The 23,263-nt window shown below is 55.5% G+C and carries 18 protein-coding genes and 1 tRNA gene; 13 read left to right on the forward strand and 6 right to left on the reverse strand.

Annotated features, from left to right (window positions below):
• Positions 1–9: 9 nt before the first annotated feature.
• The gene (locus KF752_10260) at positions 10–1,443 is read right to left on the reverse strand and encodes a neutral/alkaline non-lysosomal ceramidase N-terminal domain-containing protein (GenBank protein ID MBX3421923.1); all 1,434 of its coding nucleotides are present in this window, start codon (positions 1,441–1,443) and stop codon (positions 10–12) included.
• 308 nt (positions 1,444–1,751) lie between these two features.
• Between KF752_10260 and KF752_10265 the strand changes: the two genes are divergently transcribed.
• The gene (locus KF752_10265; GenBank protein ID MBX3421924.1) at positions 1,752–2,708 is read left to right on the forward strand and encodes an alpha/beta hydrolase; all 957 of its coding nucleotides are present in this window, start codon (positions 1,752–1,754) and stop codon (positions 2,706–2,708) included.
• A 76-nt stretch (positions 2,709–2,784) separates the two neighbouring features.
• Here KF752_10265 and KF752_10270 read toward each other — a convergent pair whose 3' ends face one another.
• The 4 genes from KF752_10270 to KF752_10285 form a co-directional block, all read right to left on the reverse strand.
• Positions 2,785–4,080, reverse strand: a complete 1,296-nt coding sequence (locus KF752_10270) for a PTS sugar transporter subunit IIC (GenBank protein ID MBX3421925.1) — start codon at positions 4,078–4,080, stop codon at positions 2,785–2,787.
• Positions 4,077–5,348 (reverse strand): DegT/DnrJ/EryC1/StrS family aminotransferase, encoded by a 1,272-nt coding sequence (locus KF752_10275; protein MBX3421926.1) that lies wholly within the window; start codon positions 5,346–5,348, stop codon positions 4,077–4,079. Before KF752_10275 ends, KF752_10270 begins: the two co-directional genes overlap by 4 nt.
• 72 nt (positions 5,349–5,420) lie before the next feature.
• Positions 5,421–6,044, reverse strand: coding sequence for a GNAT family N-acetyltransferase (locus KF752_10280; GenBank protein MBX3421927.1), 624 nt, complete (start codon positions 6,042–6,044; stop codon positions 5,421–5,423).
• A 124-nt stretch (positions 6,045–6,168) separates the two neighbouring features.
• Positions 6,169–7,563: a beta-N-acetylglucosaminidase domain-containing protein gene (locus tag KF752_10285; GenBank protein ID MBX3421928.1), complete on the reverse strand. Its 1,395-nt coding sequence runs from the start codon at positions 7,561–7,563 to the stop codon at positions 6,169–6,171.
• 291 nt (positions 7,564–7,854) lie between these two features.
• On the opposite strand from KF752_10285, the gene KF752_10290 reads away from it, so the two are divergent.
• The 3 genes from KF752_10290 to KF752_10300 all read left to right on the forward strand — a co-directional run bounded on the left by KF752_10290 (position 7,855) and on the right by KF752_10300 (position 10,800).
• Positions 7,855–9,345: a hypothetical protein gene (locus KF752_10290; GenBank protein MBX3421929.1), complete on the forward strand. Its 1,491-nt coding sequence runs from the start codon at positions 7,855–7,857 to the stop codon at positions 9,343–9,345.
• Between the two features lie 158 nt (positions 9,346–9,503).
• Positions 9,504–9,872, forward strand: a complete 369-nt coding sequence (locus KF752_10295; GenBank protein ID MBX3421930.1) for a hypothetical protein — start codon at positions 9,504–9,506, stop codon at positions 9,870–9,872.
• A 1-nt stretch (position 9,873) separates the two neighbouring features.
• A complete protein-coding gene (locus tag KF752_10300) occupies positions 9,874–10,800 on the forward strand; it encodes an alpha/beta hydrolase (protein ID MBX3421931.1) in 927 nt (308 codons plus the stop codon).
• Here the strand turns inward: KF752_10300 and KF752_10305 are convergent.
• Complete coding sequence (locus KF752_10305) at positions 10,769–11,590, reverse strand: nitroreductase family protein (GenBank protein MBX3421932.1); 822 nt, start codon at positions 11,588–11,590, stop codon at positions 10,769–10,771. The two genes, KF752_10300 and KF752_10305, sit on opposite strands and share 32 nt — an antisense overlap.
• Positions 11,591–11,819: 229 nt before the next feature.
• On the opposite strand from KF752_10305, the gene KF752_10310 reads away from it, so the two are divergent.
• The 9 genes from KF752_10310 to KF752_10350 all read left to right on the forward strand — a co-directional run bounded on the left by KF752_10310 (position 11,820) and on the right by KF752_10350 (position 23,069).
• Positions 11,820–12,197 carry a PilZ domain-containing protein gene (locus KF752_10310; protein ID MBX3421933.1) on the forward strand — a complete coding sequence of 126 codons (378 nt, stop codon included), beginning with the start codon at positions 11,820–11,822 and terminating at the stop codon, positions 12,195–12,197.
• A 287-nt stretch (positions 12,198–12,484) separates the two neighbouring features.
• Positions 12,485–12,558, forward strand: a tRNA-Thr gene (locus tag KF752_10315).
• A 44-nt stretch (positions 12,559–12,602) separates the two neighbouring features.
• Complete coding sequence (locus KF752_10320; GenBank protein ID MBX3421934.1) at positions 12,603–13,928, forward strand: tetratricopeptide repeat protein; 1,326 nt, start codon at positions 12,603–12,605, stop codon at positions 13,926–13,928.
• Positions 13,929–13,939: 11 nt separating this feature from the next.
• Positions 13,940–15,091, forward strand: coding sequence for a tRNA guanosine(34) transglycosylase Tgt (gene tgt / locus KF752_10325; GenBank protein ID MBX3421935.1), 1,152 nt, complete (start codon positions 13,940–13,942; stop codon positions 15,089–15,091).
• A 206-nt stretch (positions 15,092–15,297) separates the two neighbouring features.
• Positions 15,298–16,320, forward strand: coding sequence for an alpha/beta fold hydrolase (locus tag KF752_10330; GenBank protein MBX3421936.1), 1,023 nt, complete (start codon positions 15,298–15,300; stop codon positions 16,318–16,320).
• 66 nt (positions 16,321–16,386) lie between these two features.
• A complete protein-coding gene (locus tag KF752_10335; GenBank protein MBX3421937.1) occupies positions 16,387–17,472 on the forward strand; it encodes an FAD:protein FMN transferase in 1,086 nt (361 codons plus the stop codon).
• Positions 17,469–17,681, forward strand: coding sequence for a (Na+)-NQR maturation NqrM (gene nqrM / locus KF752_10340; GenBank protein MBX3421938.1), 213 nt, complete (start codon positions 17,469–17,471; stop codon positions 17,679–17,681). Before KF752_10335 ends, nqrM begins: the two co-directional genes overlap by 4 nt.
• 100 nt (positions 17,682–17,781) lie before the next feature.
• A complete protein-coding gene (locus KF752_10345; GenBank protein MBX3421939.1) occupies positions 17,782–19,734 on the forward strand; it encodes a carbon starvation protein A in 1,953 nt (650 codons plus the stop codon).
• The gene (locus KF752_10350) at positions 19,731–23,069 is read left to right on the forward strand and encodes an error-prone DNA polymerase (protein ID MBX3421940.1); all 3,339 of its coding nucleotides are present in this window, start codon (positions 19,731–19,733) and stop codon (positions 23,067–23,069) included. The genes KF752_10345 and KF752_10350 overlap by 4 nt, the downstream gene beginning before the upstream one ends.
• Positions 23,070–23,263: the final 194 nt, after the last annotated feature.

Raw genomic sequence — 23,263 nt, forward strand, 5'->3', positions numbered from 1 at the left:
TGGTAGTTGCTACTTGGATTTGGACAACTCCTGCACGCACTCTTCCATGGCTTGCATGATGATCGGCGCAGTTTCGGGTCCGATGCTATTGACTTCACCGTACTGCTTAGACGTCCGCTGGTATGCGAAGGGGGGCAGGTCGTCCCATTGCCGCTTGGGGATGATGTAGCCCACTTCGTCATTGGCCAGGCCTACTATCAAGAATTCCTTGCTCGGCAAAATCTTGACCAGCGGCTTTTCGAGATTCGCATCTGGGAAATCGACATTCGGTTCAACCGGTTCTTGGTACTGGCCGTAGATCAATTCCGGATAGATTTCACCTGGGATGCCAGCGACATGCAAACTGCCCAGTTGCAAGCAGGCAACCTCGGAAACGATAGCCACAGTACCTTTGGCTCGAGCAAAATCGACGGGTTCGCCAATGTCGCGAAAGTCGTCAGTAAATAGCTGAATATCGCGGCGGATCAGTCCCAAAGTGGCTCCCAGCTTGTAGACCGGGTTGTCCATGGGGAGGGCAACTTGATGGGCGGCAACTTTGAAAGGCGTCAAGACGATCGGTTTCGCGGCTTGAATCGCTTGCAGCGCCAAGTCTCCGACCGCTTCGCCGTACAGTCGGCAGTACTCGAAGTCCCCTTCGCCAGGGAATTCCCCTTTGTCGTTCTTGACCACGTTTCGAGGCGGGGCCATCAAGCCCCCAACGGTACCGGTAATCGCGACCACTGGACAATGATGCTTGTCCATCAGGCGCTCAATAGTAGCGTACAAGAAGTCAGCGGTCAGTTGTTGATTTTGCGGCCCCATCGCTTCTGGGTGGCAATTCCATTGAATGACAATACCGGCTACCGAGCCATCTTTGGCATTGGTAAACTGCACTGCGCGGAGCACGGGATCGTAGACCGTAGGCAAGCGTGAGTCGCGCAGCAGCACTTCACTCTGGGCAGTTCCGTAACTGGCTTTGCAGGCTACGGCCGCCGCATCCGCATCGCGAACCGCTTGGACGCAGCCGTCAACCAACTGCTTCATATAGGCGGGATCAACACCGGACTTAAACGGCGACGGCCCCCACAGTCCCATGGTGTCGGGACCTTCATGATTATGTGATGCAGCCACCATCACATAATTGAATCCCGGCAATTGCTGGCGGATTTCTAGCACCGCGGGATAGAAAATCCCAACGACATCAGCAACCACGATCGCCACCTTTTGCTGCCCGTCGCGGAGTACGACGGCCCGCGCATAAAGAGGATCATGAACGCCCATGGCCTTGCGGTTCTGCCCATAACCGGCCATCCACACCGGAGTGTCAGCGCTAATTGCCGGTGTGATATCCACGACGCCAAATCCTGCATCGACGGCTAGCGTCGGTGCCACTGGCAGCAAGCACAACGTCACGGTAGCAGAAAAGAGTATCAGCCAGCGGCTAGGTAATTTGGACACGAGCATGTAAGAGCCTCCGAGAAGCAAATGTTTCAAGTTTTATGACAGCGCCGCCACAAGTGGGACGGGTTGTGTACTAACGGACCAGAGCGGGCTGGATCATAAATCGGCGATGATTTTGTGAGTCATCATCTGCCTGTCAGACCAGCAAGTGGTTACAGTATATTCAAATCTATGCATGGGCAAAGTCACCAATTCGGCAAACACTGAATTTAGCGATTGGCAAGGAACTGCAGGTACGATCGCGCGGAGACTGGTTTGAATGTGACGCTAACCAACTAATTAGTCGTAAGGAGCTGGCAGGAATGCGTGCGATGAGCCTGATATTGCGTGTATGCAGATGGCTGTTCGTTGGGACGGCAACGTTGCTGCTAGTAGCCCTGATGCTGTGGGGATATCGAGATCGATCGGTCGCTGGGCTGGCTGGCAAATATGCTCAGCCACCATCGCAATTTGCCGATGTGCTGGGGATGAAGGTGCACCTCCGGGACGAAGGGCCAAGCGACGACCCGACGCCCATAGTTCTGCTGCACGGAACTGGATCGAGCCTGCACACGTTCGATGCCTGGGTGGCCAGCTTGTCCAAACAAAAGCGAGTGGTCAGGTTTGACCTGCCTGGGTTTGGCTTGACCGGCCCATTTCCAGATCGCGATTATGCCATGGACAAGTACGTTGCGTTTGTCGAGGCCATGCTCAATAACCTCGAAATTCACAAGTGCGTCTTGGCAGGCAATTCGCTGGGAGGCAATATCGCCTGGAATGTTGCGGCGAGTCGGCCAGAGCGCGTTGAGTTGTTGGTGCTGATTGACGCTTCTGGCTATCCTACGGCAGCCAAAAGCGTGCCGATTGCATTCCGTCTGGCCCGAGTTCCGGTACTTAACCGGCTGTTGACGACCATTACGCCGCGCAGCTTAGTTCAGGCGAGTGTCTTGAATGTCTACGCCAATAAAGCAAAGGTCACGGAGACCCTGGTCGACCGGTATTTTGAATTAACTCTCAGAGAAGGTAATCGACAGGCGCTAGGTGATCGCTTCCGTACGGCGACCGAATCAAAAACGAATTTGATCAAGCAGATTACTCAACCCACACTCATTATGTGGGGCGCCGAGGACCAATTGACGCCAGTTGACATGGCTGTGAGATTTGAACAAGACTTGTCCAATGACCGACTGGAGATACTACCAGGAGTCGGCCATATTCCGATGGAGGAACAGCCTGCAGAGAGTCTGGCTGTACTTTGCAGCTTCCTGGGCCTTAAGCTGGAGAACTGAAAATTCCAGGCAAGCAAGCTGCTGCTGCTGGTGAGCCGGTAGCAACACAACGTTAGCTGGCGATCGAGAAACGCGGCTACGTCGGACGATGATCGGCAACAGGGGATGTATGTGTACCACCACATGTAGCAGCAGCTTCCGCTAAGGCTTCGGCGGCCAGGCGCTGGCGCTCAGCGGCTTTAGCGAATGGGAAATAAATAGCCATGGCGATAAGAATGGACACCACACCCCACACGGCCGCCCGCCAGTCGCCGCCAGAGACAAGAAAATGGCCAATCACCGGCGGCGTGGTCCAAGGTACGTGCACAAACGGTTTGTTGATCCAGCCACCGTCCATCAGTAAGAACGTGCCCGCCGTCAGCAACAATGCATTGAGCACATAAGGGATCATGAAAATTGGATTGAGCACAATTGGAAAGCCAAAGAAAATTGGCTCGTTGATTCCAAACACTTGAGTCGGCAATGACAGACGACTGATCTGGCGGTAGCCGGGCTCGCGCGAGTTGACCATCACGAGCGCTAAGGCGATCGTCGCACCGGTACCGCCGACATTAACGAAGCTGGTAAAAAAGCCCTGAGCAGTCACATACGGCAGCGGCTGTCCGGCACTCATAGCCGCTACGTTGGCCGTCAGATACTGCAAGAAGATGGGCGCTACAATCGCATCCAGTGTGTTGTCGCCGTTAATCCCGACGGACCACAGCAAAGTTACTAGAAAGGCGAACACCATGATGCCAGGCAGCGTGTTGAGGGCGAACACCAGCGGCGAGAAGGCTTGCTGCAACAACCAGTTAATATCAATTCCGGCAACAAACCGCACGCCCCAGAAGCTGACCATCAAAAACAGCAACGGCAACAACGACAGAAACGATTCGTAAACCACCGTGGGCACATTCTGGGGAAGTTTAATAACCCAATTGCGATCATTGAAAAACCGCATGACACGCACTGAGAGCAGCGCGACCAGAATCGCTGTGAACAGGCCCGCCGAACCGAGATTGTCCATGTTCAACCGCCCGCTTTCCAATTCCAGTTGAACCATCATGAATACCACCGTGGCCACGCTGGCGCTGTTGACGGCTTCCAGCTTGAGCCGCTGGCCCAAGTCGTAAGCGATTGAGAAGCAGACGAAGATGGACAATAAGCCGAAAGTTGCAGTGACCGGAATCTGCAGCAGTGGCAGATAGGGTTCGACCAATTGCTCCCAGCCGGCCACGGGCAGATAGGAAATGATCATGAACAGGCCGCCGATAATCGTCAGCGGCACAATCGTCACCATACCGGCGCGAATCGCAGATAGATAAGTGTTCTCGCTGAGCACCGTGAGCGGCGGAACGACATGGCGATCCAGGAACGAGGTCAACGACTTCAACTGGCCGCTCCCGCCGTCGCCTGCGAGGCACGCTGTGACCAATTCAACAATGCTTGTCGCTGTTGCTGAATCTTTTCAAATGCGTTGGCAATGTCGTACGTATCGCGCTGACTGCCCAGCAAGAGTGATTGCCCTAACCATACCGCCTGCTGACGACACAGCACATCGCTATTGGGGCAGTGCACCGATTGGTAATCGAGCCGTGAGACGGCCTCAGGTAAATACGGTCCGAACGCTTTGTTACGAAACAGCGGTTGATCGTACAATGAATAGCCATAGCCAGCGGAACAGGGAATACCTTCTGCCTGTAGGGCACTCAGAACCGCCGCTCTGGGGACTCCGAATAACTCTGGGTCAATCCGCAGCATAAACAGATGGTAGCTGTGCCGTGTACAGCTTTGTGGCCTGAGCTGCGGATGGATCCCGGGTAGCTTCGCCAGTTGTTCGGCGAGCAACCTGCCGTTGGCGTCGCGCCGCGCAGTCTGCTCCTGCAATCGGTCCAACTGTGAGTTGAGCAAGGCACCTTGTAACTCCCCTAGTCGGTAATTGGCGGAAATGGTGTGGTGCTCATACCAAACACCGGTTGGGATACGACCACAATTATGCAGTGATCGGCACGTGTCGGCCAACTGCTGATCGTTAGTCGTGATGATACCGCCTTCACCGCAGGTCAAATTCTTACTGGACTGGAACGAAAAGGACGCAAGCTGTCCCAGGCTGCCGGCCGGCCGATTGTGCCACGCGGCTCCATGGGCATGAGCAGCGTCCTCCAGCACTAACAAGTTGTGCTGTTTAGCAATGTGGTTGATGGCATCCATGTCCGCCGGTTGCCCCGCAAAATGCACGGGAATGATTGCCCGGGTGCGAGATGTGATAGCCGCCTGTACGGCCCGTGGACAGAGATTGAATGAATGCAGATCGACGTCAGCGAACACCGGAATCATATTGGCTTCGACCACTGCCGATGCCGTAGCGTAAAAGGTGTATGGCGGAACGATCACTTCGTCTTCTGCCTTAAGGCCCGCTGCCATCAGCGCCAGTCGCAGCGACACTGTGCCATTGACCACTGCAATTCCATGTTGGCAGCCATGCATTTCTGCAAATCGCTGCTCGAACTCCGCAACCTGTTGGCCATCCAGCCGTCCCCACTTACCGCTGCGCAGAGCGGACAGGACACGCGCCTCATCCGTTTGATCAAAGATGGGCCAGCCGGGAAAGGGTTGAGTGCGGATTGGTTTACCGCCCAGCAATGCAAGTTGGTTAGACATAGTCGAATTCTGGCCTGGCGCGAAACGAAAGCAAATTAGCGTCGGCTGATTATCGCTGAAAACAGCATCTGGTCAAAGCGTTTTCCCGAAATAGACGCAACCCTCGTCGTCATTACCTACTCGAACCAATTCCTGGAAGCCGAGTGTACGATAGAAACCCATTGCGGGTTGATTGCGTACGCTCACGCCCAGATGCGCGCCGGGCGAGCCGGCTTGCCTTAGCCGCTGCATAATTTCCTGCATCATTCTTCGACCCCAACCGCCGCCGCGAGCCCGCTGCAGCAGATCGATGTGCAAGTGTGAAGGATATTGCTGGTAGGGCTCAGGACAATAGTAGTCTGGCTGGTGGTACCATGAGTGCACCAGTTGGCTGCGAGTCCAGGTGCTGGGGTCTCCGCTGGGCATGGGGAACTGAGCGCACAGATGGGGCCTCCACTGGGTTTCGTACCGCTGGTAAAAAGCGTGTGAATCCCGAGAACCGAAGGCGTACCCGCAAACGCCGTCGTCGTCTTCCAGCATCAAACTCAGCTCGGGTTCGAAGGCCAGATACGGCCCCACAAAGATCCTGCCCAAGGCATCGGGGTCGTCACGATAAAACGGCTCGCCGTCGCCGCCGTGATCGCCCGTCTTCAGGCAGATATAATAAGCCGCAGCCTGGTCCGCCGGCACACCGGTGCGCATTCGGAAAGTTGGCATTGGTTCAGCTCCACTGGAAATCGTTGTTTGAGGCCATCATTCTAAGGTAGTTACAGTCGCCAATCCGTAGGGCCGAATTGACATTCCACTCACTGGCGAGAGTACCCAGGAGACTAACAAGTGATCAACTTCCCGTTAGCGAATCGGCTGACAGCGTGGCATCTACTATGGGCGTGAACGATTCATCGGCGTTTTGCCGCAATAGTCGTTGAAGTTTGGGGACCAGCCCGCCGCGATAGGTGCCTGGCAAATGGTAGTCTGAACGACAGACCGCCTGTGGATCGTTAACTTTGCAAGCCATGCAAGCCAACAGTAAGTCCAGTTCTTCGCGTAACTCCCAAGTTCGCCGGCTCAAGGCGGCAAATAATGCGCGATCGTACAGGTTGGCAATTTCTGCACAGGTGTTACGCAGTGGTTTTGCCAATGCCGCGAACTGGGCTCCTCGCTCTGGCCACAGCTGTGAGGGGGCTGCGGTCAATTGCCGAGCAGCGGTGTGCAACTGCTGAGCCACCGGCCCTTCCTCAAAAGGCAGATAAAAGCAATCGATCAGTTGAATCAACTGCTCCAGTCCAATCGTACCGCTGGTCGAACGAAATCGCGGCAGCCAGGATTCCAATGCCTGCAAGTAGCTCTTACGCTCGTCCCATTGACTTCCTGCATGCCAATAGTCGGAAAATGTTTGCCAGGGGACAAAGTTGAGCGGGAATTCGCAGTTCGGATTGTGCATGATTCCGGCTACTTCGCCACGCAACGCCAGTGGGCGACCTGCATACGGACCACAATAGATTCGCCGACCATCGTAGTCGTTGGCATGTAGATTGTCCCAGATCAGCGGTTTACGCCGCAACAGTGCCTGCATGTGACGTATGTGGTCAACCGTAATCTCGCGCGAAATAATCTCCGGGCCGGTCCAGAACACATCGATCTCGCTGTTCAATTGGCGCCCAACCGTCTGGAGATAGTCCGCACCACCCAAGTTCCGCCGCTGCATGCGACTGCAATACGGCGTCGGGCAGAATGCAAATTGAGCGTCCGAGAGCTGCTCGCGAACCCACCGCAATAGTTCGTTCGTAATCTCGCATTGAGCGGCAGCAAAGCTTCCGAACTGCTGCCGATCGTCCTCGTGCATCGCGTCGGGAATATCATCAAACAACAACGCGAAATGCTTGCAACCCAACTCCATCATCTGCGCTAGCCGCAGTTGCAACCGGTACATTTCTTCGCTTGAACTAAAGCGGATATCCAGCCCGGGACTGAGAGCATAAATAAACCGAATCTCACGGTGACTGCAATCGAAGATCAATTGTCTGATGGTAGCTGCTTGTTGCTCGTCGTAGCACTGGCGCCATAATGCACGATGGTTGAGATCATCCTTGGGCGCGTACATGTAGGTGTTCAGACCGCCCTGAACCATTTGATCCAGTAGCCCCAACCGCTCGGCTCGACTCCACGGAGGTCCGTAAAAACCTTCGATAACGCCTGCGAGTTGCTCTGGTCGGGATCGTGTTGATTGCATCATCAATGTTGGAGCCACGAGAAACGAAGCGGTCAAAACATCAAGGCCTGGTTGGTTCCTCGAGAAGCCGAAGATTCTAGTGCATTTTCACCTCAACCGCTACACACTTGGCTGGCTGCTGAATAGGAGACCGAACATCCCGTATCAGGATTCTCTTTCGCCAGTGCCTAAGTCAACAGACTGACGCGCTTTGCCTAGACATAGCCTGATAAACCCGAGCAGGCACGCGTATCGAGCCGAAGCTTATTGAAACGCGATGGGTCACGGATGACGATCCACCGCAGGTGGGCTACAATGTACGACAAGGTAGCGTTTTGGTTAATCAGTGAACGGAGATATGTGGTGCAACTGTTGCGGCTGGTGTTGGTATTTCGATTTTCACTGTGGTGGTGTACGGCAATTGCGTCTGGACAGACTGAGAATCCATCGCCGTCTGCCTTGGATGGGACGCAGTCTGCTAATGGAAGGTTGGCCGGTCAGGTACGAGTTATCCTCAGTAGTCAGGACAACTCACACAGTTTGACAGAAATGCCATCGCTGAAATGGCAAACGACTCCACCCCAGGGTGATGCACCAGTTGTGGAAGTCGACGCCAGCAAACGCCGCCAGTCAATCCTGGGGCTGGGTGCCTCGCTGGAGCATGCGACCTGCGAGAATCTCTCTAAACTGTCGACATCCGCACGAGACGACGTGCTGCGACGACTGGTTGATCCTGAATACGGTATTGGCATGAACCTGATGCGTGTCTGCATTGGCGCCTCGGACTTCATCGGTGAACCCTATTACACCTATAATGATGTGCCAGAAGGCCAGACCGATCCTGAGCTAGAAAACTTCTCAATTGACTCCGACCGGCGTTACGTGCTGCCCATCATCCAGCGCGCCATACAGTTGAATCCCAACCTGCTGATTTTCGCGTCGCCGTGGAGTCCGCCAGCGTGGATGAAGGATTCAGGGCGACTCGGCACGGGCAGTTTGAAGCCGGAGTATTACGCAACTTGGGCCAAATATCTCTTGAAATTCATTGAAGCTTATCAGCAAGCAGGCGTTCCCATCTACGCCATAACTGTCCAGAACGAACCGCAACATACCGATCTGAACTATCCCACTACGCTTTGGACCGGCGAACAGCAGCGAGATTTCATTCGCGATCATTTGGGTCCACTTTTCAAGCAGCATGGCATCACTACTCGCATTTGGTGCTGGGATCACAACTGGAATCAGCTGGAGTTTCCTCTGGCGGTACTAGAGGACCCCCAGGCCGCTCAGTATGTAGACGGTACGGCGTTTCATCATTACGAAGGCAGGGTGCAGGCGCAGAGCCAATTGCACCAGCGCTATCCGAACAAGTCGATCTATTTCACCGAGGGCTCGGTGTTCAGGACGCGTGGCGCTCTGCAATTGATCGACATTCTGCGGAATTGGGCACGTTCGTACAATGCTTGGGTAGTCATGCTGGACGAACACCGCCGACCCAATCGAGGACCACATTCGGCCAGCGCCACTTGTATTGAATTGCTGGACGACGGTCAGGTACGCTACAATTTTGATTATTACATGCAGGGCCAGTTCATGAAGTTTATTCGACGCGGAGCGGTCTACATTGAGTCTTCCGAATCCGACTTGCGGAGCTTCCGCAATGTCGTGCTGCAGAATCCCGATGGCCAACTGGTTATGGTGGCAGGAAATTCCAGCCGGCAACCGCAACGTTTTGTGGTAGAATTCGAGCGTCAGTGGCTGGTTGCGGAGTTGCCGCCCTTGAGCGTGGCGACCTATCTGTGGTAACTGTCCGCATTTAAATAGCGCCTGGGTTGGGCTAGCGGGGGCCGAATGGTTTGCAGCCCGGCCAGTTGCGTTGCTTTCTGCACTTTGAGAATTCTGCCGCCAGCTTGTTAACACGCTCACCCGAAAAGCCGCGTAGACGGATATGGAGCATCGGACCCTTGAAGGACACACAGCGTTCACCGACCATTGCCGAATCGCCGTTTCAAGAACGACAGCCGGTGCGACTAAGTTTCTCGATGTTGATGCTGCTGTTGCTGATGGTCGTGGCTAGCGGCGTGGCGATGCTGCTGGGGCTGGCGATGCGCGTTCCTGCATTCTCGAACGACCTACGAGCCTTCTGGGGACTCACCGAGGTGACGACGGATGCAGAATCGTCGCGGAAAGCACAGATCGTGTTTGTGATGTTTCTGTACATCGCACCATTGGGTTTGGGATTGGCGGTGTATGCTTTACACCATCTGTTAAACTGGCTCAGCCGATTCAGGACCAGTCAACCTGACGGCGACGAATACCGAATGGAGAGTTGATGTGGCATTCTCAAGTGGCCTGAAACGCTGGTCGAAACGGCTAGGCTGGTTTGTACTCGTAATGCTGACATTGGTGGGCGTCGGTACTGGCTCAGTATGGTGGTACTACCATCCACAATTCGAGCGCACCGATGGGGTGGAATATGGGCGACGCGGCGATCGTCCGCTGACGATGGATATCATTCGGCCTAGCAACCCCAATGGATTAGCCATAGCGATGCTGGTCAGCGGTGGCTGGAAGTCCAGCCAGCCAGGTGAGTTTCCAGCTTGGATATTAGCACCGGTTCTGCGACGCGGCTACACGGTATTTGCCATCTGCCATGTCTCGCAGCCAGATGCCACCGTGCAGGAAATCATTCAGGACATGGAGCGCGGCGTGCGTTTCATTCGGTTGCATGCCGATGAGTACGGCATAGATCCACAAAAAATCGGCGTTACCGGTGGTAGCGCTGGTGGACATCTCAGTTTGATGCTGGCAACGCGCGGCGATCCCGGCGACAGTCAAGCCGCAGACCCTATCGAGCGCATGAGCAGCCAAGTCCAGGCGGTAGCCATTTTCTATCCGGTAACTGACTTGTTGAATCTCGGAGCATCAACTGAAAATTTAGGCGACGGCTGGTTGCCAAAGAGTTTTGTCAAATCGTTTGGCCCCGAAGCTCAAGCGGACAAGGAAGTTTGGAAAGAGATTGGCCGCGAGTGCTCGCCGATCTACTTTATCGACGACAACCTGCCGCCAATCCTGATCTATCACGGCGACGCGGATACTCTGGTTCCGCTGGAACAGTCCTTACGCTTCCGCGATCGAGCCAAAGAGTTGCATCATGACGTCCAGGTGGTCGTTCATGCTGGTGGAGCCCACGGTTGGCCCAGCATGGCTTGGGACATCCGCCAGTTTGCTAACTGGTTTGATCGCCATCTGCGAAACTGACCCACCGCGACCAGGCCGTGGGCGGCGAACGTCGCTCGCGTTGTTTGCTGCCGACCACTTGAGCCGCTGGATGAACTGGCAACTGCGATGGGAACAAGAAGATTGCTCCTAAGACTCGTTCGCTGTCCGCGACGCCAATCGCTCGGCGCCAAGTGGACAATCGTAATACGCCTCCGGAAGACCAATAGTTATCCAGCCCTGCGGCTGTAGCGGCAAGCAACAATGACTGCACAGCCGCAGCAGCCGCAGCGATGTGTTCGACGTTCTCAACAGTCGCCTCGAACGATTCGTTGTCGCTGGTGCTGTCATTAATTCCACAGGTCGGATTAGGCAACCAGGTAGCAACCAGCAGCGCATGTGCACTCAGTAGCATGGCCGGGATTTTACCAGCGGCTTCTACATCCCGCATCTGCGCGGCCAGATGTCTGCACTGGACTGCCGGCAGGATGTGAAATCGCCAGGGCTCAATGCCGTCGAGCGCCGCCGTGCGATGCTGCATCGCACAGGCTTTGTGAAATGGGGCCTGGCCAGCACACTGCAACAACTGCTGGATCTGCTGCTCGAATTGTAGCGCTTCAAAACCTGCCTCGGCTAAAACTTTAGTCGTCTTTCGAGTGCGGGCCAGCAGTTCAAATTCGTCTAGATTGATGGTCATGATTTCGAACGCAAGGAATTGTGTGTCGACATGCAGGCCACGGAAGCGGTGAAGGTGGCTGTCGTTGGCCGTGAGTATCGTTGTTATATGGGGAATTCTGGCCCCGCCCGAGGTCGCACCGATGATTGTGGCCAATTTCTGTCCAATCCCTAGCCAGGCTATGTTAGATCGGGGATTCGTTACAGCCGACACTGTCCGACAGGCTATCAGCCAAAAATAGTCTCAGAGGAGGTGCGCGGTTGACAAGGGCGCACTAGGGTTTCAATTGGAAACTTTGCGTTCCCGTCAGGGTGCTCCTGCTTAGGGTTGGCAGGCGCGTGACCAACGCCCCGCCCAAATACTGGCTTCACTTGGAGGCAGCGAAATGCTGCGCGATTCGTTTGCGTCGACCAATTGCGATGTGGAGTTGGCTGTTAAACAGCTTGTCATTGAAGACTACCATTACGATTTAACGGAACGTCGGTCCTGCCATCGGCAGGTACTGGTGAGGCCGGTATCGATCCTGGTCGAGGATAGCCAGCTGACCATCGCAGCGATCAGCCGCAATATCTCGTCGGCAGGCATCTGTCTGTTGACAAAACAAGAGATTTCCAGGGATTGTGCGGCTAAACTGAGTATTCACAGCCTCAGTGAAACTCCACAAGCTTTTTTGGCTAACTGTCGCTGGTGCAGCACATTTGGCACCGGCTGGTACCTGTCAGGATGGAGTTTTGTCAATCTGGTGAGGCGGTCTAGAGGCTGAAAGCCGTTTGGCGGCCGCAACAAATCCCCCCTGCTAGGTTGCCTAGACGAGGGTGCCATCATTCAGTAAACTAGCGGGCTTAATTCCGCTGTGTAACCCCTCTGGCACTCCCCTCCCAAATGGTATGTGGATGTAGCTGGTTGGGCGAAAGAGGGCTAGGTTCGCCTTAGTTCCCACCCATTGGGTTGAACGTGGCGACTGTGTTTTGTAAGCGCGGCGCGGCGCCAGTCCGCTACGATCTTGAAACACGGGCCAGCTATGCCGTTAGGAGAAACGGAAAAAACGAAGCCAGCGTAGCTTCAATTGGCAGAGCACCGCATTCGTAATGCGGGGGTTATGGGTTCGACTCCCATCGCTGGCTCTGGTTTAGTTATATGAGTTGAAAAAACGAGGAGTCAATTCAGGATGTCTAGCGCTTCGGCATTTGACGTTCATGAGGTTGTGGTTGCCAATCACGCCTTTGGTCCGCAGGAGATTCGGCAGTTATGTAAGACGCTGTCGGAAGATTATAGCCAGTTAAGCGTGCTGCGCGACGCCATCGCAGAATTGGCTCAAACGACTGATCGCAGCCCGGCGCAATCTGTGCGCTTGGGAGTCTGCGAGTACCTACTGGGTCGGTTCGACGAGGCCAAACAGACATTGATGCACGCGGATGGTGGTGCACTGTCTCAGTTCTACCTTGCCAAGACACTCTTTCAGCTGGACGACGCTGAATCGGCCATTGCCCATTTTGAGACCGCGAAAACAGCAGGCTACGATGCCGATGTGTGCAACATCGCGATCGCAGAGATCAAACGCTATCAGGGCAAACTGCGCGAGGCGATGGACATTCTGGATAACATCTTCGGACCAGCCGAGCAGACCGCCGAGTACAATTATCAGCGGGCGGCAACGGTTTCCGCACTGGACAGTAATTCGGACGAAGTAATTCGCTTGTATAACCGCGCTTTGCAGCACGACGATCAACATCCCGGCGCACTGTTCGGATTGGCACTGGAGCACGATCGACGTGGAAATGAGGTTGAGGCCTTTCGACTCTATGAACGTGCAGCGTCCAACTACCCGGCTCATATCGGAACTCTCATAAACCTGGGTGTGTTGTACGAGGATCGCAACGAGTTTGGTAAGGCGCAATCCTGCTACAAGCGTATCTTGGATGTCTACCCCGGCCATCAAAGGGCTCGGCTCTACATGAAAGACGCTGCTGCCAGCGGCAATATCTATTTCGACGAAGATGCAGCCCGCCAGACCGAACGTATGACGCTGTTGCTGAGCCTATCGGTGAACGATTTCGAGCTGTCTGTTCGCAGTCGCAATTGTCTGAGCAAGATGGGCATTCAGACGTTGGGGGATTTGGTTCGCATCAGCGAGCAGCAGTTGTTGGCCAGCAAGAATTTCGGGGAAACCAGCTTGGTCGAAATTCGCGAAATGCTGGCCACCAAGGGGCTGTATCTGGGACAGTTAGCCGATCAGGCCCGAGAGCCAGATCCGCCACTGGATCTGTCGGGCATGACACCGGATCAACAAGCGGTCTTGGAACGCCCGATCAGCGATTTGAATCTGTCCGTCCGCGCTCGCAAGTGCATGGTTCGATTGGGAATCAACACCATCGGTGAACTGATTCGCAAGACTGGCGATGACTTGTTGGAGTCGAAGAACTTTGGCGTGACCAGCCTCAATGAAGTTCGCGAAAAGCTGACTCGTTACAGTCTTAAACTGCGCGGCGACTGATTGAGTCGCCTATGACTGACGGTTTTCAATTTTCGTTGCTAACCGCCTCCCAGCCGTGTGCCCAGCGGTTGGGGCGGCTAGCGACGTTGCGAGGCACGGTTGATACACCGGCCTTCATGCCCGTAGGTACCGTGGGGACCGTCAAGGGCATGACCATCGATCAAGTACGCTCGACCGGCGCACAGATGATTCTGGGCAACACCTATCATTTGGCTCTGCGGCCAGGCAGCCAGCGCATTGGCCAGCTCGGCGGGCTTCATCGCTTCATGGGTTGGGATGGCCCGATTCTTACCGACAGTGGCGGTTTTCAGATATTCAGCTTAGCCGCGCGCTCCAAGATTACGGAACAAGGAGCCAGCTTTCGTTCACACATCGACGGCAGTCTCTTGGAGCTGACTCCCGAACGGTCGATTGAGATTCAGGAACAGCTTGGCAGCGATATAGCCATGGTTTTGGACCATGTGGTTGCGCTCCCCTCGTCGCCTGAAAAAGTCTTTCAGGCTATGCAACGCTCGACGCGCTGGGCCGCGCGCTGCCTGGAAGCAGCTCGCCATCCCCAGCAAGCCAAATTCGCAATAGTGCAAGGGGGCCTAGATCCCGAACTGCGTCGCCAGAGCGCCACAGAATTGACTGAGCTTCCGTTTGACGGCTACGCGGTGGGCGGACTTAGCGTCGGCGAGACTCCCGATGAAATGTATCAGGCCATCGAGTGTACCACGCCGCACTTGCCAGCAGATAAGCCTCGCTATCTGATGGGAGTCGGTCGGCCAATCGATATCCTAGAGGGCATAGCACGGGGTATCGATATGTTTGATTGTGTGATGCCGACGCGCAATGGCCGCAATGCCATGGCCTTCACCTGGAAGGGCCCTATACGCCTGCGCAACGCGCGGTACGCAGAAGATGCTCGGCCGTTGGACGAGGCTTGCCCCTGCCTGGCCTGTCGACACAGCCGCGCCTATCTCAGGCACCTGTTTATCGCCAACGAAATGTTGGGGCCAATCCTACTGACCCACCACAATTTGACGTTCTACCAGCAACTGATGGCTCAGGCGCGACAGCACATCGCCGCCGGAACGTATAGTGATTGGCTGTCGGCGCAGCGCCAGAGTCTAACCGGCGATAGCGTGCTGTCGTCCGCCACGGAATCAAACGCCAATTAAGGAGCAATCGTTCAAGCATTTCGTAGTTCATAGTGTGGGACAAGCGGGGCCATTGCAAACTAAGGAATGCTCAGTGATTCTTTGCGACTAACAAAGTTCGTTCATGATTATCTAGCTTGGTCCCGCGCGGCTCCCCCGCCAGCGCCAGTGGTTACGATATCCAGCAACGGTTACAAACAGGAACAGGCAGTTACCGGGAGCCCGCCATGAATGACAACAACACCCAGTCGAGGATACCTGCAACTCGATCAAGGTTAGCTGGCATGGTGCGCCGCTTGGTGCTGGGGTTGGTGCTGGCCCAGTTACTCGTCATTGGCGCTGTATGCTACTGGAGCGGTCCGCCATGGACATGGCTGATCTTGTTGTTGGCGGGTTCTTCAACGTGGCTATTTATGCTGCCTGGCTTTGCGAGAATGGCAATCGCTAATCGCCGCGATCCGGCACCCCGTGCGTCATTAACCGAACTGCTTTTCGCCTGGTGGATCGAATCGTGGACGATGCTGAAAGTCTTCGGCTGGTGGCAGCCGTTCGGATGGCGACAGCTACCCGATTCTTCGCAAACTGAACGTTCCGAACATGCGTGCGTCGTGTTCATTCATGGTTTCGTGTGCAATCGAGGATTGTGGAGACCATGGATGCGGTTCTTGCGCGACAATGCGGTGCCTTATGTATCGGTGAATCTGGAACCGCTGTTTGGTTCGATTGATAAGTATGTCTCGCTGGTCGAAGAGGCAGTTGGTCGCGCCGAGAAATTGGGCGGGCGCCAGCCGCTCTTGGTTTGCCACAGCATGGGAGGCTTGGCCGCTCGAGCTTGGTTGGCATCGGAGGATTCGGCAGTCGATCGAGTTGAAAAAGTCATTACCATCGGCAGCCCACACCACGGTACCTTGGTCGCCGAAGGCGCCAAGGCACGCAATGGCCAAGAGATGCGTCTAGCCAGTGATTGGTTAGTCAATTTGGCTCAGCGTGAACGAGTCCAACGGCCAGAGCGGACATACGGCAAGTTCGTGAACTGGTATTCCAACACCGACAACATCGTCTTTCCGGCCTCCACATCCGTATTAGTTGGTGCTGACTGCCGGTTGTTGCGTGGCCAAGGACACGTAGCTTTGACCTATCATCGCGACATCATGCAACATGCGCTCAAGTGCGCAATGGGCGACACGAGCGGTCAACGCGAGGCTGTTGGCGAGCGTTCCGCGCAAGTTGCCGGTCAGGGAATTCGATGACTGTGCGCGCCGCGCGTAGGGTGCACAGGCGTCAGTGTTTACAATAATTCGATTCAGGAATAGAACATGAAATGTACCCTTGAGCGTCGTCAATGGACTTGGGTTCTGCTAAGCAGTCTTGCATTGCTGGTTGGCTGCTATGGACGACCGCCCGCTCGGCTTCAAGAAACGATATCCGGACGGACAATGGGCACCAGTTTCACCGTCAAGTATGTCCCGGTGGCAGATACCGCTTCGATGTTGAAGATTAGCGAGCGGGTTCATTTGGAATTGGAGTCGGTCAACGCACAGATGTCGACCTATCGCCAGGATTCGGAGCTGATGCGTTTTAATGAATACTCAGCAGATGACTGGTTTCCTGTTTCCGCTCACACGGCGCAGGTGGTGGCACTGGCCCTACAGTTTTATAGCGATTCGGATGGCGCATTTGATGTGACAGTCGGCCCGCTGGTTGAATTGTGGGGCTTCGGAGCAAAATCGCCCCCCCACAAGCGGCCCACCGATCCGCAGATCGAAGCACTGTTGGCCAGCGTGGGCTCAGACAAACTGGAGGTGCGTACCGATCCTCCTGGCCTGCGAAAGACGGTCTCGGGACTGCGAGTCGATCTGTCGGCAATTGCTAAGGGACATGGTGTGGATCGGGTGGCGGGCGTGCTGGAGGAATTGGGACTGGAGAATTATTTTGTCGAGGTGGGCGGCGAGGTTATCGCTAAAGGTGTCCGCCATGATGGTCTAGCCTGGCAAGTAGGAATTGAACGCCCGGATCCGCAGCGACGCGAAATCGATCAAATTATTAGCTTGGACAACATGGCGTTGGCCACAAGTGGCGATTATCGAAATTTCCACACGTTTGACGGGCAGGCCTTCACACACTTTATCGACCCTCACTCCGGCCGGCCGGTCGCCAGTTCAATTGCATCCGCTTCCGTTTTGGCTGCCGACTGCGCCTCGGCGGATGCGATCGCTACCACTTTGATGTCGGCGGGGCTGAAGAAAGCATTACAATTGATCGATCGGCATCAGTGGTCCGCCCTGTTGGTTGTGCGGGTCAATGACCGCCTGGAATCGATCGTCTCCGGGCAGTTCCGCACCTTGTTGCCGGAATTGAACTCTGAGTTGTCGGAAGTAAAAGCGGAGGCTAGCCAGCCATGACATTTCTGACTGTTTTCGCTGTCGTCATGATCACACTGTTGATTGTGATGGCTGCCATGTCAATTGGGGTAATCTTGGGCCGCAAGCCGATTCAAGGCAGTTGTGGTGGCATCGGTGATGGTACCGGTTGCTCGACCTGCTCCAATCGTCATACCTGTCCCGACGCGCAGCCTTCGCAGACAACGGCGCAGGCAGCGAGGCAAGAATGAATTTGCTCCGGGCTTGGATGATTGCCACGACCAGCCAGCGGCCCAATTGTTCCTTTGAATGAAAATATAATCTTCGCCCACAGCTTGAATAGAATTCGCAATGAGTACACTGGTCGTATGCTTTGGATCGTTGGGGCTATTGCTGGCAGCATATTGGACATACGGTCGGTGGCTCAGTCGAAGTCTGTTTGAACTATCCAGCACGGCGCAGGTCCCCAGTCGAGCTCTTCAAGATGATCAGGACTATGTGCCCTCACCCAAGAGCGTCGTGTTTGGACATCATTTTACCAGCATCGCGGGTACGGGACCGATTGTGGGGCCAGCATTGGCCGTGTTCTGGGGGTGGCTGCCTGCATTAGCCTGGATACTGCTGGGCGGTATCCTGATTGGCGGAGTTCACGATCTGTCGGCGCTAGTCATTTCGCTGCGCAATCGGGGATACACCATCGGCGAAATTGCCGGACGCATGATCTCCAAGCGCGCACGCATTCTTTTTTTGTCCATCTTGGCACTGGCACTTTGGATCGTGCTGGCCATTTTCGGTCTAGTGATCGCTCAGATTTTTAGCCTATATCCCCAGAGCGTCCTATCGGTGTGGCTGGCGATGCCGTTGGCGATGTGCGTTGGCTTGGTGACGCATCGTTGGGGAGTGTCCATGCTTATCCCTGGCCTTGTTTCGTTATCGCTCTTATATTTCGCGGTATACCTGGGCGTCTACCACTTGCCAATCCAAATTACAACCGGTCAACCCGATGGCTATCTGAACCCGGTCGTCATTTGGACTATCTGCTTGCTGGTGTACTGCTATTTTGCATCGACGTTGCCCGTATGGTTATTGTTGCAGCCCCGCGACCTAGTCAACAGCCATCAACTGTTTGTGGGCCTGGCGGTCCTGTTGGCGGGTTTATTGATCGCCAGCGTCTCCGGCCAGTGTGATCTATTCGCTTCGGCTGATGCCGTTTCTGATTCAGTTCCCGTAGACGCACCGCCGATGCTTCCGTTTTTGTTTATCACTATTGCCTGTGGGGCGTGCAGTGGCTTTCATTGCTTAGTCAGTTCGGGCACCAGTAGTAAGCAAATCGGTAACGAACGCGATGCACAGTTAGTTGGATACGGTGCGATGCTGTTTGAATCGGCGCTGGCGGTGGTCGTTGTGCTGGCATGCACCGCCGGAATCGGCATGGGCGTTTTGCAGCGGCAGTCACCTGCGGTTACCCAGTCGTCAACTCAGTCGGCGGAAGCTGGGAATGCGGCAATTGCAGCCGCATCCGTTGTCTCCTCCGCCAAGTCAGACAGCGGCGCGCAGTCAGGCTCGCTGCTGGGCATCGGCTCACCGACTGGCTATGTGCGCGTCACGGATGCGGCAGGTCAGCCAATTACGGGTCGGGCGGCTTGGGATCAGTATTATCGTGTATCGGCCGAAGGCACAGGCTGGAAAGCTACTGGTTCGCTACCCGTCGTACTGCGGGCTTTTGTCGAAGGCAGCGCGAATTTGATGGCCACCGTCGGCTTACCCATTGAACTGTGCATTGGCATCATGGCGGTTTTGGTGGCAGGCTTTGCAGCAACGACCTTGGATACTGCGACTCGATTGCAACGCTACGTAATTCAAGAATTGGGTGGCAGCCTGGGTCTGCCGACCCACAACAAACATGTAGCCACTGCGGCGGCGGTGGGCGTTGCCGGGGCAATCGCCATTTTTGCTGGCGACAAACCAGGCAGCGGTGGCAGCATTTTATGGCCGCTGTTCGGCGCCACCAACCAACTGCTGGCCGGACTAGCGCTGATGGTGGGAACGTTTTACCTGTGGCGACGCAACAAGCAAATTGCATTGCTGGCCATTCCCGCCCTGCTCATGATGTTGATTCCTGGTTGGGCCATGACCTATTCGCTGGTTTACGATTGGATACCTCAACGCAACTGGATTTTGATCGCCTTTGGCAGCAGCATCCTGGCCTTGCAGATGTGGATGTTCCTGGAAGGTGTGTTGATGTGGCGCCGCGCTCGGGGTGTTTTGGAGCCACAGCTGGAGCCGTTGCCGGGGCTGAGATGAGCCACCTCCAATATGTCGAATTGCACTGCCGATCGAATTTCTCGTTTCTGGAAGGCGCTTCACACGCCGACGAGCTGTTTCAGCAAGCGTCCCAATTGGGCTATCAAGCTCTAGCGATCACGGATCGCAATTCTCTGGCCGGGATCGTGCGGGCTCACACCGCAGCCAAAGACTATGGCCTGCGGCTGGTGGTGGGCGTCGAATTGCATCCGGTCGATGGCCCGCCACTGGTGGTCTGGCCGCAAGACCGCGCTGCCTATGGTCGACTATGTCGCTTGCTGACTCGCGGCAGACTAACCGCTCCCAAAGGCCAGTGTCTGTTGAACTGGCGCGATGTCGCGGAATTGTCTGAGGGCTGGCTGGCCGGACTGATGTTGCGCCAGCCCATGGATCTACCCAACCTGCCGAATAATCCGCAATTGGAAAAAAAGGACCGTCCACCGCCTTGGGAAATTCAGGACGCCGACTGGACAAAAGTGGATTGGTTAGAGGATGACGAGGTGCCTTTGAATTCTCTACGCTCTGGCGAGCGTAGCTACAGGAAAAAAAAGCACGAGCAGAGTAGGTACGGGGAAGTGCCGGCGGCCAGTTTCGATCCGCATGACGATCAGAGCTGGTTGGACTGGCTGAAATTATTCCGCCAAGTGTTTGGCGATCGAGGCTACTTGCTAGCCGAACTGCATTATGGCGTTGACGATCAAGAGAAACTCCGGCGTCTGATGCGACTCAGCCAATCCTCGTCCGTACCCCTGGTAGCCGCCGGTGACGTGTATTATCACTCGGCGGAACGCGCGCTACTATACGACTGCTTGCTGGCCATACGGCACCGCACCACTATCGATCAGATCGCCAGCCAACGTCTGCCCAATTCCCAGTTTCATCTGCGCGAGCGCCAGACGATCAGCCAATTGTTCGCCCACTGTCCCGAGGCTATCGAGCGAACACTAGAAATTGCTTCTCGGGTGCAATTCACACTAGACGACCTGCGCTATGAATATCCCACCGAGCTAGCGCCCGCTGGGCAGACTCCTCTGGCCTATCTCAAGCAACTGACTTGGCAGGGGGCAGCGCAGCGCTACCCTGCTGGCGTCCCCCCCAAAGTACACAAGCTGTTGGATCATGAACTGCGGCTGATAGAACAATTGCGGTATGAAGCTTATTTTCTGACCGTCTGGGATATCGTGCAATTCGCACGCGGTCGAGGCATTTTGTGCCAGGGCCGCGGGTCTGCCGCCAACAGCGTAGTTTGCTACTGCCTGGGCATCACCAGTGTGGATCCAAACCAACTGGACTTGTTGTTTGAACGCTTTATCAGCCAGGAGCGCAACGAAGCACCAGACATCGATGTGGACTTTGAACATCAGCGGCGTGAAGAGGTCTTGCAGTATTTGTATACCAAATACGGTCGGCACCGCGCGGGGATGACCGCCACGGTCATCACCTACCGCACTCGTTCGGCCATCCGCGATTGCGGACGAGCCCTAGGAATCTCCCTGGATCGCATCGCTCAACTGTGCCAGCTGGTTGATTCGCGATTGACCGAGGGTTCGCTGGCCGACCGAGTCGCCGAAAGTGGCTTGAAGCCGCAATCCGACATAGGACGACGCTTCTTGTACCTCGTCGAAAGCTTAATTGGCTTTCCACGCCATTTATCGCAGCACGTAGGTGGCATGGTTATGACACAGGGCTGGCTGTGCGAACTATGCCCACTCGAAAATGCCACCATGGATGGTCGCACCGTCATTCAGTGGAATAAGGACGACTTGGATGAGTTGGGAATACTGAAAGTCGATTGCCTGGCGCTGGGCATGCTGAGCGCAATTCACCGATGCTTCGATCTGATCCACCAGCATTCTGGGCGACTTTTGACTCTAGCCTCAGTACCCACCGAAGACCCGGCTGTCTACGACATGATTTGCCAGGCCGACACGATCGGAGTTTTTCAGATCGAAAGTCGCGCGCAGATGAGCATGTTACCACGCTTACGACCACGCTGCTTTTACGATTTGGTTATCGAAGTTGCCATCGTGCGCCCGGGTCCAATTCAAGGTCAGATGGTCCATCCTTATCTGAAAGCTCGCCGTAGTGGCCTGCAGCCTGACTATCCAACCGCCGAAATTCAGCAGGTGCTGGCAAAGACGATGGGCGTGCCCATCTTTCAAGAGCAAGCCATGCGTTTGGCTGTCGTGGCCGCCGGCTTTACGCCTGGAGAAGCCGATTTGCTGCGCCGTGCGATGGCGGCCTGGCGACGTCCCGGGCTGATTGACCAATTCCACAAAAAGCTGATCGATGGCATGCTGGCCCGCGGTTTGACAGCCGAATTTGCCGAGCGCGTCTTCACGCAGATTCGAGGCTTCGGCGAGTATGGCTTTCCGGAGTCCCACGCAGCCAGCTTTGCATTGCTGGTCTATGTGTCCAGTTGGCTCAAGCACTACCATCCGGCCGCCTTCTGCGTAGGACTACTCAACAGCCAGCCCATGGGCTTCTACGCTCCCGCCCAGCTATTGCAGGACGCTCAGTCGCACGGCGTTCGTGTCGCGCCAGCAGACATCAATGCCAGCCAATGGCTGTCCACACTGGAACCGATTGAGAATGCATCCGCTGCCAATCTACAGATCCGAATTGGGTTGCACTTGATTCGCGGCTTACCCAGCGAGATTGGCCTGACCATCGTAGCAGATCGCCATCAGCATGGCCCGTTTATGGATGTCCGTGATTTAGCGCGACGGACAAAGCTATCGCAGTCGATGGTCACACGCTTAGCTGATGCCGGAGCGCTGCAGTCGATTGCAGGCCAACGCCGCGCAGCATATTGGCAGGCCTTGGCCCAGGAGCGCAGCTCCGCCAGCCATGGTTTATTGGAGGCCATGGGGGCAGATGAAGACGATCCGCTGCCGGATGGGCTAGGGTCGTTGAGCGACCTGCAAGAGGTCTACGCAGATTATGAAACGACCGGGTTTTCATTGAGAGCACACCCGGTGTCGTTTGTTCGACCACAACTGGATCGGCTACGCGTCACCGCATCTCGTGATTTGCGATCGGCAGTCGATGGTCGATTTGTGCGCGTCGCTGGTGTGGTGCTATTGCGTCAGCGGCCAAGCACCGCCAAAGGTATCACCTTTGTGACTTTGGAAGATGAATTTGGCTCGATTAACTTGGTGGTCAAACCTGAGATTTGGAACAGGCATTACAAAGTCGCGCGCTGCTCCAACGCCTGGTTAGTGCAGGGTGTCTTGGAAAACCGCGAGGGCATTATCCATGTCGTCGCAGGTCGCATTGATGATCTTAGTCAGCATGTAAGCCACCTGGACCTCCGCAGCCGCGATTTCCATTGACGACAGCATCAGGGAATCCAACGCGACTACAAAACGCGACGCGAGACGTCGGCCATGCTGGACATGGCCCGCGCCGGCCTTTCCTACACCGTAAAACGCCTCCGCCCAGAGCCGCTCTTCCCCAGCCCGGTACTTACTGCCCTTACCTGACTTTGCGGTCAAAAATCGCTGCCGGCCTCCAGTAACCACTCGTA

Source organism: Pirellulaceae bacterium, assembly GCA_019636385.1.
Classification (GTDB): domain Bacteria; phylum Planctomycetota; class Planctomycetia; order Pirellulales; family Pirellulaceae; genus Aureliella.

Coding starts and splice junctions, on each gene's coding strand:
- KF752_10260 (MBX3421923.1), bottom strand. CDS start 1,443: ATGCTCGTGTCCAAATTACCTAGCCGCTGGCTGATACTCTTTTCTGCT.
- KF752_10335 (MBX3421937.1), top strand. CDS start 16,387: ATGAAATGTACCCTTGAGCGTCGTCAATGGACTTGGGTTCTGCTAAGC.
- KF752_10345 (MBX3421939.1), top strand. CDS start 17,782: ATGAGTACACTGGTCGTATGCTTTGGATCGTTGGGGCTATTGCTGGCA.
- KF752_10280 (MBX3421927.1), bottom strand. CDS start 6,044: ATGCCAACTTTCCGAATGCGCACCGGTGTGCCGGCGGACCAGGCTGCG.
- KF752_10330 (MBX3421936.1), top strand. CDS start 15,298: ATGAATGACAACAACACCCAGTCGAGGATACCTGCAACTCGATCAAGG.
- KF752_10275 (MBX3421926.1), bottom strand. CDS start 5,348: ATGTCTAACCAACTTGCATTGCTGGGCGGTAAACCAATCCGCACTCAA.
- nqrM (MBX3421938.1), top strand. CDS start 17,469: ATGACATTTCTGACTGTTTTCGCTGTCGTCATGATCACACTGTTGATT.
- KF752_10290 (MBX3421929.1), top strand. CDS start 7,855: ATGTACGACAAGGTAGCGTTTTGGTTAATCAGTGAACGGAGATATGTG.
- tgt (MBX3421935.1), top strand. CDS start 13,940: ATGACTGACGGTTTTCAATTTTCGTTGCTAACCGCCTCCCAGCCGTGT.
- KF752_10310 (MBX3421933.1), top strand. CDS start 11,820: ATGCTGCGCGATTCGTTTGCGTCGACCAATTGCGATGTGGAGTTGGCT.
- KF752_10350 (MBX3421940.1), top strand. CDS start 19,731: ATGAGCCACCTCCAATATGTCGAATTGCACTGCCGATCGAATTTCTCG.
- KF752_10265 (MBX3421924.1), top strand. CDS start 1,752: ATGAGCCTGATATTGCGTGTATGCAGATGGCTGTTCGTTGGGACGGCA.
- KF752_10285 (MBX3421928.1), bottom strand. CDS start 7,563: ATGATGCAATCAACACGATCCCGACCAGAGCAACTCGCAGGCGTTATC.
- KF752_10320 (MBX3421934.1), top strand. CDS start 12,603: ATGTCTAGCGCTTCGGCATTTGACGTTCATGAGGTTGTGGTTGCCAAT.